The sequence below is a fragment of the Mycoplana sp. BE70 genome (genome assembly GCF_031455855.1).
Taxonomy (GTDB): domain Bacteria; phylum Pseudomonadota; class Alphaproteobacteria; order Rhizobiales; family Rhizobiaceae; genus Mycoplana.
Window position 1 is genome coordinate 74,952 of record NZ_JAVDTM010000007.1, and the last position, 16,702, is coordinate 91,653.

19 protein-coding genes, 1 tRNA gene and 1 pseudogene are annotated in these 16,702 nt (G+C 60.1%); 12 read left to right on the forward strand and 9 right to left on the reverse strand.

The window, feature by feature from the left end:
- Window positions 1–136 precede the first annotated feature (136 nt).
- Together J2Y48_RS14255 and J2Y48_RS14260 are read left to right on the forward strand one after the other, a co-directional pair.
- Window positions 137–460 (forward strand): annotated as a pseudogene (locus tag J2Y48_RS14255) (DUF2325 domain-containing protein); the annotation flags it as partial.
- The gene (locus tag J2Y48_RS14260; RefSeq protein ID WP_310419095.1) at window positions 457–750 is read left to right on the forward strand and encodes a hypothetical protein; all 294 of its coding nucleotides are present in this window, start codon (window positions 457–459) and stop codon (window positions 748–750) included. The pseudogene J2Y48_RS14255 and the gene J2Y48_RS14260, both read left to right, overlap by 4 nt.
- A gap of 55 nt (window positions 751–805) precedes the next feature.
- Here the strand turns inward: J2Y48_RS14260 and J2Y48_RS14265 are convergent, their stop codons facing one another.
- A complete protein-coding gene (locus tag J2Y48_RS14265; RefSeq protein WP_310419098.1) occupies window positions 806–1,180 on the reverse strand; it encodes a DUF423 domain-containing protein in 375 nt (124 codons plus the stop codon).
- 14 nt (window positions 1,181–1,194) lie between these two features.
- Window positions 1,195–1,596, reverse strand: coding sequence for a group II truncated hemoglobin (locus J2Y48_RS14270; RefSeq protein ID WP_310419102.1), 402 nt, complete (start codon window positions 1,594–1,596; stop codon window positions 1,195–1,197).
- A 180-nt stretch (window positions 1,597–1,776) separates the two neighbouring features.
- Between J2Y48_RS14270 and J2Y48_RS14275 the strand changes: the two genes are divergently transcribed.
- Together J2Y48_RS14275 and J2Y48_RS14280 are read left to right on the forward strand one after the other, a co-directional pair.
- Complete coding sequence (locus J2Y48_RS14275; protein ID WP_310419105.1) at window positions 1,777–2,337, forward strand: TetR/AcrR family transcriptional regulator; 561 nt, start codon at window positions 1,777–1,779, stop codon at window positions 2,335–2,337.
- 37 nt (window positions 2,338–2,374) lie between these two features.
- Complete coding sequence (locus J2Y48_RS14280; protein ID WP_310419108.1) at window positions 2,375–2,716, forward strand: SMR family transporter; 342 nt, start codon at window positions 2,375–2,377, stop codon at window positions 2,714–2,716.
- A gap of 92 nt (window positions 2,717–2,808) precedes the next feature.
- Here J2Y48_RS14280 and J2Y48_RS14285 read toward each other — a convergent pair whose 3' ends face one another.
- Both J2Y48_RS14285 and J2Y48_RS14290 read right to left on the reverse strand, forming a co-directional pair.
- Window positions 2,809–3,168, reverse strand: a complete 360-nt coding sequence (locus J2Y48_RS14285; RefSeq protein ID WP_310419110.1) for a DUF488 family protein — start codon at window positions 3,166–3,168, stop codon at window positions 2,809–2,811.
- Window positions 3,169–3,382: 214 nt separating this feature from the next.
- Complete coding sequence (locus J2Y48_RS14290; RefSeq protein WP_310419113.1) at window positions 3,383–3,811, reverse strand: GFA family protein; 429 nt, start codon at window positions 3,809–3,811, stop codon at window positions 3,383–3,385.
- Window positions 3,812–4,060: 249 nt separating this feature from the next.
- Between J2Y48_RS14290 and J2Y48_RS14295 the strand changes: the two genes are divergently transcribed.
- From J2Y48_RS14295 to J2Y48_RS14320, 6 genes are all read left to right on the forward strand, one after another.
- A complete protein-coding gene (locus J2Y48_RS14295) occupies window positions 4,061–4,531 on the forward strand; it encodes an aminoacyl-tRNA deacylase (protein WP_310419116.1) in 471 nt (156 codons plus the stop codon).
- Between the two features lie 401 nt (window positions 4,532–4,932).
- Window positions 4,933–5,127 carry a hypothetical protein gene (locus J2Y48_RS14300; protein ID WP_310419118.1) on the forward strand — a complete coding sequence of 65 codons (195 nt, stop codon included), beginning with the start codon at window positions 4,933–4,935 and terminating at the stop codon, window positions 5,125–5,127.
- A 517-nt stretch (window positions 5,128–5,644) separates the two neighbouring features.
- Window positions 5,645–6,700, forward strand: a complete 1,056-nt coding sequence (locus J2Y48_RS14305; protein ID WP_310419121.1) for a CDP-glycerol glycerophosphotransferase family protein — start codon at window positions 5,645–5,647, stop codon at window positions 6,698–6,700.
- Between the two features lie 2 nt (window positions 6,701–6,702).
- Window positions 6,703–8,073: a bifunctional cytidylyltransferase/SDR family oxidoreductase gene (locus J2Y48_RS14310; RefSeq protein WP_310419124.1), complete on the forward strand. Its 1,371-nt coding sequence runs from the start codon at window positions 6,703–6,705 to the stop codon at window positions 8,071–8,073.
- Window positions 8,074–8,204: 131 nt separating this feature from the next.
- Entirely contained in the window at window positions 8,205–9,572 is a 1,368-nt protein-coding gene (locus J2Y48_RS14315) for a hypothetical protein (protein WP_310419127.1), read from the forward strand.
- Entirely contained in the window at window positions 9,566–11,152 is a 1,587-nt protein-coding gene (locus J2Y48_RS14320) for an alkaline phosphatase D family protein (RefSeq protein WP_310419130.1), read from the forward strand. Before J2Y48_RS14315 ends, J2Y48_RS14320 begins: the two co-directional genes overlap by 7 nt.
- 21 nt (window positions 11,153–11,173) lie before the next feature.
- On the opposite strand, the gene J2Y48_RS14325 is transcribed toward J2Y48_RS14320, so the two are convergent.
- Entirely contained in the window at window positions 11,174–12,379 is a 1,206-nt protein-coding gene (locus tag J2Y48_RS14325; protein ID WP_310419133.1) for a polysaccharide pyruvyl transferase family protein, read from the reverse strand.
- 190 nt (window positions 12,380–12,569) lie between these two features.
- Here J2Y48_RS14325 and J2Y48_RS14330 point away from each other — a divergent pair, with 190 nt between their 5' ends.
- Window positions 12,570–14,036, forward strand: a complete 1,467-nt coding sequence (locus tag J2Y48_RS14330; RefSeq protein ID WP_310419135.1) for a CDP-glycerol glycerophosphotransferase family protein — start codon at window positions 12,570–12,572, stop codon at window positions 14,034–14,036.
- Between the two features lie 28 nt (window positions 14,037–14,064).
- Here the strand turns inward: J2Y48_RS14330 and J2Y48_RS14335 are convergent, their stop codons facing one another.
- From J2Y48_RS14335 to iolG, 3 genes are all read right to left on the reverse strand, one after another.
- The gene (locus tag J2Y48_RS14335) at window positions 14,065–14,235 is read right to left on the reverse strand and encodes a hypothetical protein (protein ID WP_310419138.1); all 171 of its coding nucleotides are present in this window, start codon (window positions 14,233–14,235) and stop codon (window positions 14,065–14,067) included.
- A gap of 53 nt (window positions 14,236–14,288) precedes the next feature.
- Window positions 14,289–14,365 (reverse strand) — tRNA-Arg (locus tag J2Y48_RS14340).
- 304 nt (window positions 14,366–14,669) lie between these two features.
- Window positions 14,670–15,662 carry an inositol 2-dehydrogenase gene (gene iolG / locus J2Y48_RS14345; protein ID WP_310419141.1) on the reverse strand — a complete coding sequence of 331 codons (993 nt, stop codon included), beginning with the start codon at window positions 15,660–15,662 and terminating at the stop codon, window positions 14,670–14,672.
- 273 nt (window positions 15,663–15,935) lie between these two features.
- Between iolG and J2Y48_RS14350 the strand changes: the two genes are divergently transcribed.
- On the forward strand, window positions 15,936–16,160 hold the full coding sequence (locus J2Y48_RS14350) for a hypothetical protein (RefSeq protein ID WP_310419144.1): 225 nt from the start codon (window positions 15,936–15,938) through the stop codon (window positions 16,158–16,160).
- Between the two features lie 46 nt (window positions 16,161–16,206).
- Here J2Y48_RS14350 and J2Y48_RS14355 read toward each other — a convergent pair whose 3' ends face one another.
- A complete protein-coding gene (locus tag J2Y48_RS14355; RefSeq protein ID WP_310419146.1) occupies window positions 16,207–16,692 on the reverse strand; it encodes a hypothetical protein in 486 nt (161 codons plus the stop codon).
- Window positions 16,693–16,702: the final 10 nt, after the last annotated feature.

Consider the following 16,702-nt stretch of genomic DNA (forward strand, 5'->3'; position numbering starts at 1 on the left):
GCGCGGGCCGCGCCCGGTCGAGGTTACGCGGGTGAAACGGCGCAGCATCGAGATCGACAGGCGGCCGATTCAGAACCGGCAGGCGAAGCCCGCAGATGGCGGCGGCAACGCGGCCGAAGCGGAAGCGTCGGCGAAATCGGCGCTCGAGGGACGCAGCTTTCTCTATGTCGGTGGTCGCGATTGCCAGGTGGCGCATCTCAGACAGATTGCCAGCACGTTCGGCGCCAACCTGATCCATCACGATGGCGGCCTTCGCGAAGCGGTCTCGCGCATCGACAATGTGCTGCCCTCGGTCGACTGCGTCTTCTGCCCGATCGATTGCATCAGCCACGACGCCTGTCTGCGGGTGAAAACGGGCTGCAAGAAATGGGAAAAGGCGTTCGTGCCGCTGCGCAACGGCAGCAAGTCCAGTTTCGAGAGGGCCCTGCAGAACCTCAGCGAGGGAAATCCCGTCCAATGAGCGGTGAGGGGCAGGGAGCCGTCGTGTTGATCGGCCTGCATAGACTTGCCGCGCTAAACGGCGATGGGCTGATTCCGGAACTCCTTGCGCTCTTGATGCGTGAGCGCCGCCTGCAGGCGGAAAATCCCAACGTCGCGACGTTTCCGGTATGGCAGGCCCGTCCGCCGGCGCGGGATATTCCTTTCGCCCCGGTTGCTCAGGCGCAGACGGAGACCGGCGACAACGTGACCGCGTTTCCAAGCCGCGCTGTGAAGGCGGAGCGTCGCAAGGACCTGCCCGAAACGGGCTAGGTCTGTTGCGCCGGATCTGGGCGGGCGACAAGCCGCTCAATGATGTCTGCGCGCTTCATTCTGTCGTCGTGCGATGGCGGAACGCGCCGAAAGCGACTGTCAGCCAGCCGGTCATCATCAGAAAGCCGCCGGTTGGGGCCGACATCGGAAACAGGCCATGGCCCGCCGCATGCCGCATGGCGAGGTCCCCGGCAAAGAGAAGCGTTCCGACGACCAGAAGGATTGCGGCCACGGCTGCCGTGCGCAGGGTCGGCCAGGCGGCGTAGAGCGCGACGAGGGCTGGAGCATGCGCAAGGCACATCGCCGATGCACCCGCCATCAGGCGTGGATCGGCGCTTGCATGCGATGCCAGCGCCGCGCTCGCCACCCCAGCCACACCAATGATGCCCGCGAAGAACAGCGTTGCTGAACGTGCGATCGAATCTGCCATCGGAGGCGTGTCCTCTATGCCTGGTTGACCATGTGATGCGCCAGCCGCGTCACCGGCTCGAGAATGATTGCTCGTAACTGTTGGCTTGCAACCGTTTCCTCCAGTGCCCGGGTGAAGCACAGGAGCCAGCCGTCGCGTTCGGCCTGCCCGATCGGCGCGACAAAGTGACGGCGGCGCAGCATCGGATGGCCGCGTTTGTCGGTGTAGAGCGGTGGGCCGCCAAGCCAGCCGGTGAGGTACTCGTAGAGTTTCTCCTCGCTGTGGGCGAGGCTTGCCGGGTGGATGGCGCGACAGGCGGCGGCTTCGGGCAGCGTGTCCATCAGCGCGTAGAACCGGCTGGTCAGCGCGCGCACAGCGGCGTCGCCGCCGACTGCGTCGTAGAGCGTTGTCGTCGCTTCCTGCTTATCGTCCTGCACTGGCATTCCCGCTGCTTTCGTTCGCCTTTACAGATAGATCAGCGGACGCGCGAGGGCAATGACGGCACCGGGACCGGTACGACGAATCGTCGGGAATCGCCACGGGTTCGACAAACAGAAACAACCAGCATGGGTGAACAAAGTAATTGAATTAAAACCGTCCAGACGGTATGTTTCCTCATGAAAACGGCATATCACCGGAAGAAGCAACCCGAAGCCGTCCGCCAGCTGCTGCTGGGGGTCGCGGCCGGACTCTGCATCGAAAAAGGGGCGGCCGGTGTCACCCTCGATGCGGTCGCGGCGGCGGCGGGCGTCAGCAAGGGCGGTCTGTTGCATCATTTCCCCAGCAAGGCCGCCTTGCTGGATGGGCTTCTCGACGACCTGATGAGCCGGTTGGATGCGGCGATCCATCAGGCGATGATCGAAGATCCGGAACCGCGCGGCCGCTTTACCCGGGCGTATCTGAGAGTGTGTTTCGTGCTGGGCGGGATGGCCGAGGAGGAGCGTTGGAAGGCAATGACGATGGCCCTGCTTGGCGAGCCGCACCTGCGCCAGCGCTGGCGCCGCTGGGTGGAAGACCAGTCGCTACTCCATGCCGGAACGGACTCGTCGATCGATTGCGAACTGGTCCGCTTCGCCGCCGACGGCCTCTGGCTCGCGTCCCTGCTCGAAAGCCACCCGCTCGATCCGGGTCGCGAGCTGGACTTGATGCATCGGCTGGTCGAGCTCACCCGATCCTGAATATCCCTTTTGCCTCGTGCGCTGCGGCGGAGTTGTCATGAACCTTTCCCTTGTCTATTCGGTCCTCGTGGTCGCGATTGTGTTCGAGGTGCTCGGCACGTCGGCGATGCAAGCGGCGCAGCATTTTTCTCGCGCAATGCCGACGCTGATGATGGTCGTGTGCTACGCGATCGCCTTCTATTTCCTCTCCTGGAGTTTGCGCTACGTCCCCGTCGGCATTGCCTATGCAATCTGGAGCGGGCTGGGTATCGTCCTGATCTCGCTCGTGGGGTACTTCGTCTTCGGCCAAACGCTCGATCTCGCCGCCGTCATCGGGCTGGCCCTGATCATTGCCGGCGTCCTTGTCCTGAACCTGTTCTCGAAATCGACATTTCATTGACACGCTGCATGCTCGTGTCATCGAGGTTCGCCATCACCGCCGTTGCACGCCCGGCTGGCTTGAACGGCGCGATTTTGCAGAACCAGAAGGCTTCAGACGTGCTGTTGCAGCCATTCCTTCAGGGCGACGGCATTGTTTTGGCGTTCGTCCCGCGCGGCAAAGAGCAGGGTGACCGGGCCGTTCCGGAGGAGGGCGCGCAGTTCCGCTGCCGCCGCCTGCGCCGCTTCCCCAGTCAATTCCTCCGCGTAGGCGCTGCGAAAGGCGTCCCAGCTTTCCGGCTTGGCGTGGAAGCGTTTGCGAAGGTCGTCGCTCGGAGAAATGTCCTTCAGCCAGAGGTCGATGTTCGCCTTCGCTTTTGAAATGCCACGCGGCCAGAGCCGATCAACGAGTATCCGCATCCCGTCGCCGGGATCAGAGGGGGCATATATGCGCTTCACGGCGATCTTGCTCATTGCACGACGTCCACGAAAATGATTCTGCCGAGCCAGGCGACGGCCGGGCGCCTGTCGGAGATTATCTCATCAGGAAATGCCGCCGTCACATCCATGTTTACTTTAGATTGTGCCGGCAAGCTTATCAATGCGGGGTCTGATCGATTCGGCCATGCGTGATGGTTGCAAAATGGCAGGCAACGGCGGCGGCTCTTGCTCCCCATTGGTGCCAAAGTCACTCCGGTACCGTCTCGCCCGACCCACCGGCTTCGGCGGGAAAGTCCTTTAGCTTCGGCAGGCCGTCACGCACGGGCAGCACGCATTCGATGTAGTTCAGATGCACCGTCGGCTCAAATGTCAGGCCCGGAACGACCGCGGCCCTCACGTCGGTCAGGCCAAGGTCGGGATGCGCGGACATGATGTGGCCGCCGCATTTCATGCAGAACTGCCGGTCGCTCATACCCGATTTGTTGTAATGGCCGATGAACTCTGCGCCGCGCGTTATCTTCACATTCCCGCTCCGCCACAGGGCATAGGCGCTGAGCGGGCCGCCGGAGTAGGCGCGGCAGGAGGTGCAGTGACAATAACCCATCTCAAGCGGTGCGCCGGTCGCCTCGATCTCGATTGCCCCGCAGAAGCAGGTTCCCGAGTACTTCTCCTGCATGGCGCCCTCCTTCCGTGCGCGACGGATCTGGATGCAGAAGTGTACTGCATCGTTCCGAGAATTGGAGCGATGGGGCTGATAATGCCCGAAGCGAGAGGAAAATGATCAGCCCCCGTCAGGGCGATCAGCGGCCAGATGGCGGTGGCCGCGAGGGGGGGGGCAAGGCGCCTTTCGCCGTTGACTTCACCGATGATGGGAGGAGAATGGTCCCGTTTCGCGTCACTACGAAAGCAGAAGGGGCGCCTCACGATGACGATCGCCAAGAAGCTTCAGGACTACATCGACCGCGAAGGTGTCGCATACGATACCGTCGCGCACCACAGAACCGCCACCACCAGTCAGTCTGCGCAGGCAGCCCATGTCCCCGGACGAAGATTGGCCAAGAGCGTGGTCGTGCACCATGAGATGGGCTACGTCCTGGCGGTGGTTCCGAGTACGCACCGGATCGAGCTTACCACCTTGCAGGAGGTCATGGACCGACGCCTTGGCCTCGCCTCGGAGGAGGAGGTCAGTGCGCTTTTCTCCGATTGCGACGAGGGCGCCGTCCCACCGATCGGACTGGCCTATGATGTGCCGGTTGTTCTGGATGAGAGCCTGGAAAACGGCGGCGACGTCTACTTCGAGGGAGGAGATCATCGGACGCTGGTGCACGTCAGCGGCCCGGCCTTTCGCACCTTGACGAAGGACGCCCGTATCGCGCGGTTCAGCCATCCGGCCTAGGTTGGCGGAACCGGTCCTCATCCCCTGGCGCTCGCAGGCCGACTGGCATGGCAGCCGTAAACCGCGACATGATACCGGTAGCCTGGCGGTGGCCGCCGGTAATGGCAGTGTGGGCAAAACGCTCCGCACAACCGAAACGCTGCACCCGTCACCCATTCCTTCCGCGCAAACGCGCATAACCAACCACCGAACTCCAGCCGCAAATGGGCCTAATCGGTGGATCAGCACTGCCGTGTCTCGGATCGGTGTAGGGTACACGCGATGGCCCCGATCTTGCCGGGGGGATGTAGTTCCGCTCGGAGTTTTGTCCAAGGAGAATGCAAGAACGTACCAGAACCTGCGGTCGTCACTGCACCCTTGGGGTTTAGGCCGTCTTATGCGGGAGAGGTGACGATGCGCACATGCTCCAAGTTGGCCTCTGGTCTTCCATTCCCATTTCCGCTACACCTGTTTTAGGAATACCTTCATTCTCCGATCCGTTACCGCCCGATTTTGACCTGCCGATCGCTGCCAACAATATGACATTTTCCGAGGCCAAAGCGATCGACGAGGCGCAAAAGACCGCCGTCATGGGACTGCCAGCGGGCAATAATTAATGTGCGTTATGACCTAGCCGACAAGCCAATCATCCTGCTATAGACCGAACGCCTTCTGCGCGTCCGTTCCTTTTCCCAGCCGGGAAAATCACCGGAAAACTCTCACCAAAGGCGGTCCAGTTTGAAGGGTTCAGATCAGAAACCTGGAGCCCGAGGGATGCAGCCAATCCGGCAAGAGTGAAAGTGCGTTTATCCGAGTTCGATGCCCTGGGCACATTATGAATCCTGTTGACAGGGTTATCCATCCGAGATTAGAGGGCGGGAGCCGCGCCGTCTTGGGTGTAACCTTTTTTGGTGCAGACAGTGACGGCGTGAGATAGGGATGAGTGGACTGCCTATGACCAAGATGAATCGACTGGTCAAACGTTTTTCCAAGCTAAAGCGGCTGCTCAGGCCCACTCTCAAGACAGGCGGGTCTCCAGCCTCCTCCAACTTGCAAGTGTTTTTACGGTCGTCCTCAAACAATAGGCCCAGGATTATACTTCATTCAGGTGAAGGGCGCCCCGGGTATCATCATATGCGCATGTGGATTCCTCTGCTGGAGGAAAGCGGCGTTCCGTTTATCGTCCTCACCCGCTTGACGAGGCTATTCGACTATGTGGCGCAGAATTTTCCAAATGCGCCGCTGGCCTTCGCCACGTCGCCGGAACACGTGGAAACACTTATCAACTCCGAGCCGGAGCTGCGGGCGGTGCTCTATCCGTCCAACACAGGCAACAATATCCACCTTCTCCGCTTCAATCACCTTGAGCATGTCTTCATCGGCCATGGCGACAGCGACAAGTCGGCCAGCGCGCATAAGTTCTTTCGCGCCTACGATGAAATTTGGGTGTCCGGCGACGCGCATATCGATCGTTTCAAGAACGCATGTTTTGATGAGCGCCACCTGTCGTTCGTGAAAGTTGGGCGCCCCACGCTTTTTCAGACCGTCGTGAAAAGCGATGTCGATCCATGGCGCACCCGCTTTTCCAAGCCTTCCACTCTCTATCTCCCGACCTGGGAAGGCACCTACAATGAACAAAGCTACACATCCCTGCCGGTCGCGGCGGAAATCCTCGCTTCCGTTGCAAAAGCCACCAGCGGAACCGTAGCTCTGAAGCTGCATCCTCAGACAGGTGCGAAAATACCCGCCTTGAAGACGGCGGCGCAGGATATCGTCCGCGAACTGAGCGAGCGGCAGATCGAGGCGACGACGATCGATCCCGCGACGCCGGTGGAAGATGTCATCGGAACGGCGAATATCTTCGTCTGCGATGTTTCGGCTGTCGTCACCGATTGTCTCGCCGCAGACGCTCCCATTTTCGTTTACAGGCCAAAGAGCGACACGCTCAAGCTGTCTGAGAGCAATATGAAGATGGACCATTTCGCGTACATCTTTTCGGATGCCGCCGAACTGGAAAGGGGTATCGCCAGCCTTCTTCAGGAGGGTGACAGTCTTGCCGAGAAGCGAATGGAAGCGCGGCAGTACTTTATGGGCCATCGGGAAATATTGGACCGACGCCTTTTCATCGAACTAGCGAGGATCGCCAGCTGGTCGAACAGCGAGGCGGGGAAGACCTTTTCGGAGCCTTAATAATGAAAAATATCGGCGTTATACTTGCAGGTGGCGTGGGCCAGCGGTTCGGTGCATCGATACCAAAGCAGTTCATCAAGCTCGCCGGGAAAATGGTGATCGAGCATACCGTGGAGATATTCGAGCGCAGCGCCGATATCGACGAGATCATGATCGTCTCCATCCCTGAATATTCTGATCTCATCTGGGAGCTCTCCAAAAAGAACAACTGGACGAAGGTACAGAAGGTGGTTGCCAGCGGTTCGGACCGTTTCGGCTCTACCAATTCGGCTATACAGGCGCTTTCCGCCTATCCCGCCAGCACGAAGGTCCTCTTCCACGATGCGGTTCGGCCCCTGCTGGCGCTGGATGCCATTTCCCAATGCGTGGACATGCTGGAGAATTTCGATGCCGTCGACGTCGTGATCCCCTCGAACGACACGCTCGTCGCCGTCTATGACAATGGCTGTATTTCCGATATCCCCTCCAGATCCCACATGCGGCGAGGCCAGACGCCGCAGGCATTCCGGCTGAAGACCATTCAAGACGCCTATGCGCTTGCCGCCAAGCAGAACAGGCGCGACTTCACCTGCGATTGCGGTGTGGTTCGGGCAATGTTGCCGAGGCTGCAGGTGGCGACCGTCCCTGGCTCCGAAACCAATATCAAGATCACCAACCCGCTCGACCTTTTCCTTGCGGAGAAGCTCATCCAGTCCAGCGGCACCACTCTGACGTTTGAAGCCAACCGCCTGGATCTTCTGAAGGGCAAGAACATCGCTATTTTCGGCGGTACGAGCGGCATCGGCAAGGCGGTGCGCGATCTGGCTGTCATCAACGGCGCGCGCGTCCACGTCGCATCCCGCACAAAGGAAGGCGTGGATGTCGCCAATATGGAAAGCGTTCGGGATTTCTTGACGCAGGTCGTTCAGGACAGCGGTCCGATCGACGCCGTTATCAACACCGCAGGCATTCTCATCAAGAAGCCGCTCACCCGGATGACGCCCGAGGAGATCAACCTCGTCGTGGGGGCGAATTACAACGGCGCCGTCAATGTGGCATACGCAGCCAAGCAGCATCTGGTGAAGACACAGGGTGTTCTGGTCAATTTCACGTCCAGTTCCTATACGCGCGGCAGAGCCTTCTATGCGATCTACTCGTCCACCAAATGCGCTGTCGTCAATCTGACGCAGGCCTTGGCGGAGGAATGGGTGGACGAAGGCGTGCGGGTGCAATGCATCAATCCGGAACGCACCCAGACTCCGATGCGCACCACCAATTTCGGCGCCGAGGACCCGGATACGCTACTTCGTCCGGAGGTCGTCGCGCAGAGCACACTCGCGGCCTTGTTGTCACAGCATACCGGCCTGATCGTCGACGTTCGCCGCAACGCGTGAGGGCCGCACTGACAGTATCGATTACCGCCCTTCCGCCGGGAGGGCGGTAAAGTGTCTTTTTGTATCCGCAACCGATGCAGAGCGAGATCCTGTATGCGCCCGATGAAGAGCGAACCGTGGGAGTAAAGGCAGTGTCCGCCCTAGCGCATTTGTGGGATGTCTTTCGCATCTACACGGACATATCGGCAAGGCGTCTGCGCAAGACGCCTCCGGCGCGCCTGCCGGCGTCACAAAAATACATCCTGTTCCTCGACAACCGGTTTCCGGATCACTTTTCCCAGGTCGAGTTCCTGTTTCGCTCCGGTTTCCTGCGGCCCGAAACCACGACGATCCTGTCGCGTTTTTATGTCAGCAGCGTGACAGGCCTGCTGACGGGCCGCGCAAAATATGGCTTCGGCCTGGAGTTTTTCACGACGCTCGCGAGCATTCCGCAGCCACCCGTCGGCAGCGTTGTCCTGTATCCCTACAATGGCCAGGCCAACAGCAGGATGATGCTGAACCGCGAGAGCATCCACATCTTTGTCGGGCATGGGGACAGCAACAAGAAGGCCTCGGTCAATCCGATGCTGAGAGCCTATGATCATGTGTTTGTGACGGGCGAACTACAGCGCCACCGCCTGATCGACCAGCACATCCTTCGGCCTGAGGACCTGGCGGGCGACCGGATGATCGCACTTGGCGACTGCCTGATCGATGCACATCAGGCAGCGGGCATCGAGCACGTGCCCCATGACCATCCTGATGCCTCCATTGTCTATCTCCCCACGTGGGAGGGCGGTTTCGAACGGGAGAACTATTGCTCCATCGGAGAACCGAACACGGCACGGCTGCTCGTCTCGCTTGCCGGGAAACTCGGCGTGCGCCGCGTCGTGATCGACGTGCACCCCAACCTGGGAAGCCGGCGCTCCGAGTACGGCGCGCATTTGGTGCGACTGACGGAAAACCTGCTCGCCCATGGCCTGGCCGTCGATGTGGTGCGGGCCGAGAACAAGACCTCGGCCGTCAAGCCACTGGGCGCGCTGTTGCGCGCCCGGCGTATAGGCGCCGCCCGCGCACCGGTAAAGGCTGCCTACGCGATCGTGGATGTGTCTGCGACGGAATCGATCGTGGCAGCGAGCGGCACGCCTTCCCTTGTCGCCTGGAAGGATGTGACCGATATCTTTGGATCGCGTCTCTACTGGCGCATCCGCCGCCAGCAGATCGTACGGCTAAGCGAGGCGGGAGACATAGACCGGGCCGTCGCACGGGCTCTGACGCGGGAGGATCTTCGCGAACAGGCAGAGTTCGCCGAAGCGCTGTTCGGTTACCAACAGCCCGACCTCCTTAAAATGTCGCCGGCCGAACGAAGCGCATGGCTGCATGCCTGCGTTGTCGATTTGCAGGCGAGAGGAAAAACGCGCGTCATGGAGGGGATCACAATCCCCGGACTGGAAGCCGGTTTCAACAACGTCTCCGGCCTGTTTTCCGGCATAGCCCAGGAGCGGACGAACGAATGCTAGATGCAACCGGCGAGATGAACAGACGGGCTGTTCTCAAGGCTCTTATCAGTATAGCCGCCATTCCGTTGCTGACGCTTCCTTCCGCCGCCGCCGTGCCAAAATTTGCCGGTGATCCATTCCGATTGGGCGTTGCGAGCGGCTCTCCATCTGCGGATGGTTTCGTCCTGTGGACCCGCCTAATTGATCCATCCCTGGAAGATTTGAAGGCGGTCGACGTGGGATGGGAAATCTACGATGAATCCGGCGGACGGCCTATTGCCCAAGGCGTTACCGTCGCGACTAGGCATCTCGCGTTTTCGGTTCATGTGGAAGTCAGCGGCCTTCAGCCGAACAGGTGGTATCGCTACCGCTTCATGGTTGGAAGCGCGACCAGTCTAATGGGACGGACGCGAACCTTGCCACGCCCCGGCGATGCCATCGAAAGCCTACGGCTAAGCTATGCGTCCTGCCAGAGATGGGAGCACGGCCACTATGCCGCCTATCGGCAAATGCTGGCCGATCGCCCTGATGTCGTCGTTTTCCTCGGGGACTACATCTATGATCTTGCCGCCCGCGGCAAACCCTTGCGCGGCGCAGGCCTCAAGCGCATACAGACACTCCGCGACTACCGGGCGCGGTATGCCTTGTACAAGTCCGATCCACTGCTGCAGGAAATGCACGCGGCATGTCCGTGGCTCGTCACCTGGGACGATCACGAGATCGAATCCAATTATGCCGCCGACCTCTCGATGAAAGGCAGTGAGAATTTCATCGCCAAGCGCGCCGCGGGCTATCTCGCCTATTACGAACATATGCCGATACGGAGCAGAACCGCGCGGATATCCCTGTCCCGCCTTCTGAAAGGCACGCCGCTTCGCCTCTACGAGGCCTACGATTTCGGGAACCTGGCCCGGCTCTACCTGCTTGACGCCAGGCAGTATCGCGCCCCGCCACTCTGCAAGCCCCGAAAGGAGGCTGCGGAAGCGACGCCGGTCGACGATCTCTGCCTAACTCGGAAGGACGGCTACAGGACGATGCTCGGCATCGAGCAGGAGACATGGCTTCGCCGAAGCCTCGAGCAAAGCGCCGCTGCCGGCTCACGCTGGAACATTATCTGTCAGCAGACGCGCTTCACTCCACGCAACTATTCATCCGGAATAGGAAAGAAATTCAATTCGGACACTTGGGATGGCTACCCGGAAGCACGTCAGCGGCTGATTGACGATCTGGTCGAAACGAAGGTGCAGAATCCGGTCATCCTCGGAGGTGACATTCACCAGAACTGGGTCGCGGACGTGAAGCATGACCCTTACGACGCCGCGACGCCGACCGTCGCCGTGGAATTTTGCGGCACCAGCATCAGTTCACGCAGCGGCGCGGATGCCGACCGGGTGCCCCTTGTCGTCAAGCGGAATCCGCATTGTCTGCTGATGGATCCCGCTCACCGCGGATACGGCCTGGTGGATGTGTCGAAGCCGGAAATGACTGTCCGCCTGCGCGCGGTCGATGATGTGAGGCAGGAAGCCTCTCCAGTCAGTACCTTGGCCACATTCACCGTGGAGGCCGGAACACCCGCGATCCGGCGCACGGACCACGGGTGAGGCTACCTGCATTCAACGCGGTCAGGCCGCCGCCGGTATTCCAGCTTTTGCCAGAGCTGATCGTACAGCTGCATCGTGTGCGGCAAGTTGCTGCTCGTCGTGGAGGATATGGTCCAGCCCATTGCGTTCGAGGAACTTGGCATAAGTTGCGAGCCGAGCTGGATGGTTCTTCTCAAGCTTCGAATAGTCCGACCTCTCGAAGGTCTCACGCAGATCAAATTTTCTGATCGACGGCACCTCCGTTTTAGGAATCTCGAAATATTCCGCAAGTTCGAGCGTGCGGGAGTCGTGGGCGATTACGTGCGCAGGCGTTCCCGCAAGCAGCGGCACAACATTTCCATGAATCCGAGTGCCAATCGCAAAGGACTGGGTGCGCATGAAGTCCAGCCACGGAACGACATCGCACAGGAACGCAACCTGCTCACGCGCGATGACCCTTGGGGTCGGCGTATCGATCGACGGCGCAGCGTCCGGCGAAGGCAGCCGCTTCTTGAAGAAAGACGGCATCAGTTCGCGCACCTGAGGAACGTAGGTTACACCCTCAGGGTTCTCATTGAAATAGCTTGCGAAATTCAGATAAGCCGGGTCCTTGACCGCACTGGACAGATTGAGTGCAACCGCTCCTAGTGAGTCGGGCTTACTGATCTTCATGTTCTTGCCATTGTAGAACATAGAAGGGCAGCCGATCACATCGATTCGGGAGTCGTCGAAGCCCAGCCGTTTGATGAAATCGCGCGTGATCGGCCCCCGCACTCCGATACTTTCGGAACGGTCGAGGATCGCCGCCACGAAATCTTTCGCCTCGTCCTTCATAACATCCAGGCGAGAAACATCGCCGGCGAGATTCGTCTGCGCGCCCACGCCTGTAACCACGCAGGGGATTTTGAGCTTGCGGATCGTATTGGTCATCCGCACAAGAACATCTTTGTAGGAGGGTCTGAAGGAATTGCAGAGCGGAATGACGAACACATCGAAGCGCTCGTTGATCTCGTCGGCGATATCCGCATAATTATCGTCCAGAGACAGGCGATAATTGTCAATGGTCAGTTCCGCATCACTTGAGCTGAGCGCCTTATAGGCGGAATGTGCGAAAACCAAGTTGCCGATATTCTTTGTTCCAGCTCGGTTCAGCGAGCGATAGACCGCACGCAGATCCTGTCGGGGGATCGGCCCGGTTGCGAGATTTTCGAACGGGGTCTTGCTGGCACGGATCAGAATTCGTTTCATTATTGCTACCACCAGATTTGTTGGGCCTGCGAAGCGGCCGAGGTACACGCCTTTTGCCGCACACAGTCGCTGTCGGAAGGCATAATGCACAGCTTGTCCAAGTTTTCTACGTCGTTGTTTCGACTGCGTCCTTTCCCTTCTTATGCATACCGCCACAAATAGTGCTCCAAACATAGCGTTGGACCGATAAATGGCCGCGAGCATGTTGCCCAACGCCCGCCGATTGGCTATCCGCATTGAGCGAAGCATTTACGTTCGGATGGATTTCTGGCGACCCGCACGACGGACGGCGCAGCGGGTCCAGAACATAAGCCATTCGGGAGAAGGCATGACGCAGACCTACAAAGAAACGAGGCAGATCGATGCCTTGCTTGAGTTCTACGCCGACGACATCAGGCAAACGCTCAAAAGCGGGCTGACAGGCGCGGAATTGCCGCCGCCGGCGACCCGCTACGGCCAAGCCCAATGGCTTAGCCTCTGCCTCTATAAGCCTCAGGTTGGTCTCGTGTGGGGCAGTGACATCGCCTTTTCCCAACTTGACATGTATCTCCCGTATCTCCGCCGGTCCAAAAAGCGCTTTGCCATCTTCGCCAAGTCGTTGAAGGGTAAACAGATCGAGGCGGTCAAGGCGCAGGCGCCGACTTTTGTGGTTTCGCCAGATTTCGTGCCGAGACTGGCGCTCCCCTCGGTGCCGTCGCTCAGCACCCTTCTGTTCATCACCGACAAGGCCGAGAACTTCAACTATATCCGAGGCAACCCTCAGTGCATCCACGTTTTCGCCGGCCATGGGGAATCGGACAAGCACTCCAGCAATTCGCGGCTCGTCCGAGCCTATGACTTCGTTTTCGTCGCAAACCAGAATTCCGTCGAACGATTTCAGCGGGCGGGCATCGACCTCAACCCCAACCGGTTCCTCGTCACGGGCGGCGCGCCGATAGAAGGCGTGGAGCCGGCTCCGGTATCCGGCCCCTTCAGAAAAATCCTCTACGCCCCCACCTGGGAAGGGCACGGTGTGGATCGCAATTACTCTTCCGCCGGAAAGATTTCCGACGCCCTTCAGACATACACCCGGCAGGGTGGCAAATTGCGCTTCCGTCCGCACCCCGGAATGGGAACAAAGTTGACGTCGATGAAGGCGATCAAGGAGTTGTTCGTCTCGCTGCTCGCCGGAGAGAAGACCAAGAAAGCCGGCGACTTCAATTGGTCCGACGTACTCATCTCCGATATATCCGGCGTGGTGGCGGAATATCTTTTCACGAACAAGCCGATCATCATCCCAGTAGGCCCGAAAGGCGACTGGTTGCGGGACTACATAGAGGCAACCCCCCTGCAGAAATACGCCTATCTCTGGCCATACACGGAAATGAACCTGCAGGAGATGCTCGACTCCATCGCGAACGATCCAATGAAGGAGGCCCGGCTCGAATATCGCAACTCGCTCTACTATGGTGCAGAGGACATCGATCAGTTGTGCGCCATGTTCGAGCAGGCCATCGAGTTGTGCATGGCCCAGCACCGTCAGTTGACACTGAGAAGCCCGCGATACTTTGCCGCCTCAAGGGAGAGCGTCACCTGGTTCAACACTTTGCCGGAGGACGAGGAACTTCAGAGAATCGTCAAGGGCATCAAGGCGGGGAAGCTGATACTCGCCCCTTAGCGGGGCGCCAGCGCGGCGTCGGCGACCGTCACGTCGTCACGTCCGACATCGTCAGGGTCGTCGGGAAAGTGCATCCCGTTACGTCCTCCTCGAAAACGTCGCGCAATACGAAGCCCTCCACGGCGGCAAGGCGCCAAGCGATCAGGTCGAGGTCGGGGACAAGCAGATCAAGATCATCGGACGCAATGCCGCTATCCACCAGGCCATGTCTGGCTACAATTGTGGCCGGCTGTTCGCAGTTTTGAACAGAAATGGCGCACCCGACAGGATTCGAACCTGTGACCTTTGGAATCGGAATCCAACACTCTATCCAGCTGAGCTACGGGTGCCTGCCGCAGGGGTCGATGACTCGCCCCGTCCGATGCACGGTTATTAGCCTAGGATCGGACGGGCTTCAATCACGAAAATGCGAAATTCCAATGGTGATGCGCCGGGATGGCGAATTGGCCGCACTCAATGATGGAGCCCTTGGTTGGGCCCTGTAGGCCAACGCGCGCCTTTTTGAAGGCCTAGGACATTGATTTTGGGTCGGACAATGATCCGCAGGACAAAACCCGCCAAAGCGTAGCCGAGCCGATCTCAAAAAAAACGGCCGAGCGAGTTGCCCGGCCAGTTGCTGGGAGGAAGCCGTCGTCAGCCGATCGCGACCTGCCGCTTTTCCTTGACGGATCTGAGTGCCGCGTCGGCGATTTCCAGGGCCGCCAGGCCATCGGCGCCGGAGGGCGAAAGCGGCGTGCCGGTCTCGACGGCGGCGATGAAGCTTGCGATCTCGTTTGCATAAGCTTCGGTGTAGCGGGTCATGAAGAAATCGTGCAGCGGCGGGCGCGTGTAGCCGTCGCCGTTGGCAATTTCGATCGATACGGGCCGCTGATTCTCGGCGCAGACCATGCCCTTCGAGCCGTGCGCCTCGATGCGCTGGTCGTAGCCGTAGGTCGCGCGGCGGGAATTGGAGATGATCGCCTGCTTGCCGGAGGCCGTCTGCAGGATCACCGAGACGCTGTCGTAGTCGCCGGCCGCGCCGATCGCCTGGTCCACCAGCACTGCGGCGGTGGCACAAACGGAGACCGGTTCCTCGCCCAGCAGGAAGCGCGCCATGTCGAAGTCATGGATCGTCATGTCGCGAAAAATGCCGCCGGAGCGCTTGATATAGTCGGCTGGTGGCGCGCCGGGGTCGCGGGAGGTGATCGTCACCATTTCGACCTCGCCGATCCGCCCCTCGTCGATCGCCTTGCGGACGGCCTTGAAATGCGGATCGAAGCGACGGTTGAAGCCGACCATCAGCTTGCCCTTGGTTTCGGTCACCACCTTGATGCAGGCGCGGACGCGCTCGACGTCGAGATCGATCGGTTTCTCACAGAAGACAGCCTTTCCGGCTCGCGAGAACCGTTCGATCAGGTCGGCATGGGTATCCGTCGGGGTGCAAATGACGACGGCGTCGATGTCCTTGGCCGTCTCGATCTCGTCGATCGTGCGCACCTGGCAGCCGTATTGGCCGGCGATCGCCGCAGCGGCGGCCGGCAAGGCATCTGCGACCGCGATCAGGACGGCGTCGGGATTGCCCGTCACTGCCTTGGCGTGAACCTTGCCGATACGGCCTGCGCCGAGAAGACCAAATCTGACAGTCATGTTCCTTCACTCTCCTGTGGCGGCTGCACGTGCCGGGTGAGGGGGCGGGGAGCGCTTCCCCGCTACGCGCCTGCGATGGTCGCGGAGTTCGAGCCGCAACTCGGTCCACGCACTCCAAATATGCGGAATGTGCGAACCGAAGGTCATTCCGTTTGGAATTTTTATTCCATTCGATAGCCGAGCCGTCAAGCGCTTCCTGTTCCAACTGTGCAGTTTCCATTCCGTGCGAAAAGCCCTAAAAACGTGACGGACAAAAGCCGGAGAACCGCCCCCGTGAAGTTCATCGATCCCGCCCACCCGTTCTATCGCCCGCTCTGGGTCAGGTTGCTGCTGGTCGGGCTGTGCGCTGCCTGGACCGCGGTCGAATACTACAACGGTGAGCAGACATGGGGGCTGATCTTTCTCGTCATGACGGCTTATGCATTCGCGCAGCTCTTGCTCTTCTTCAAGCCCGCCACTGCTGCCGAAACGGCGCCGGAAGAGGACGGCCAGAAGTAGACTTTCCGCGCTTTTCCCGAAACGGATTCCCGCTCCCCTGACAGGCTTAGCGCTTAAGGCCGATTGCTTCCTCCGCCTGCAACCGTCGCAGCGTTTCGTCGAGCAGCATGTTGGCGATCGTCATCCGGCGCGTGGCATTCGGCCTCAGTTCGGCCGGAACGCCGTCGGGGTGATTGTCGCGGGCGAATGCCCGGCGCAGCGCGACGAGTTGGGGGCGTGTTTCCTGTCCGGTCAGTCCAAGGTCGGCGGCCACGTCCTCCGGAGCGGTCCGCAGGAGGTGCGGCGGCGGGGGAGGTGGGGCAATGCGTTGGTGTTCTACCGTGTCCTGATTGCTATCGTCGAAGACATTCCTGTAGGCGGCAGCGGCATGATTTGCCGAGGTAAAGGCAGAGCCGGCGCCGACGACGAAGGGCGCTGACGGGCCGACCGCCGCTGAGGGACGGCTTGACTCGCTCTCTCCCGCCGCCTCGGCTTCCTGCGCTTCCGCCTTCAGGCGTTCCAGCACGGTTTCAAAGACGCTTCTGCCGAACAACGGTTCCTCC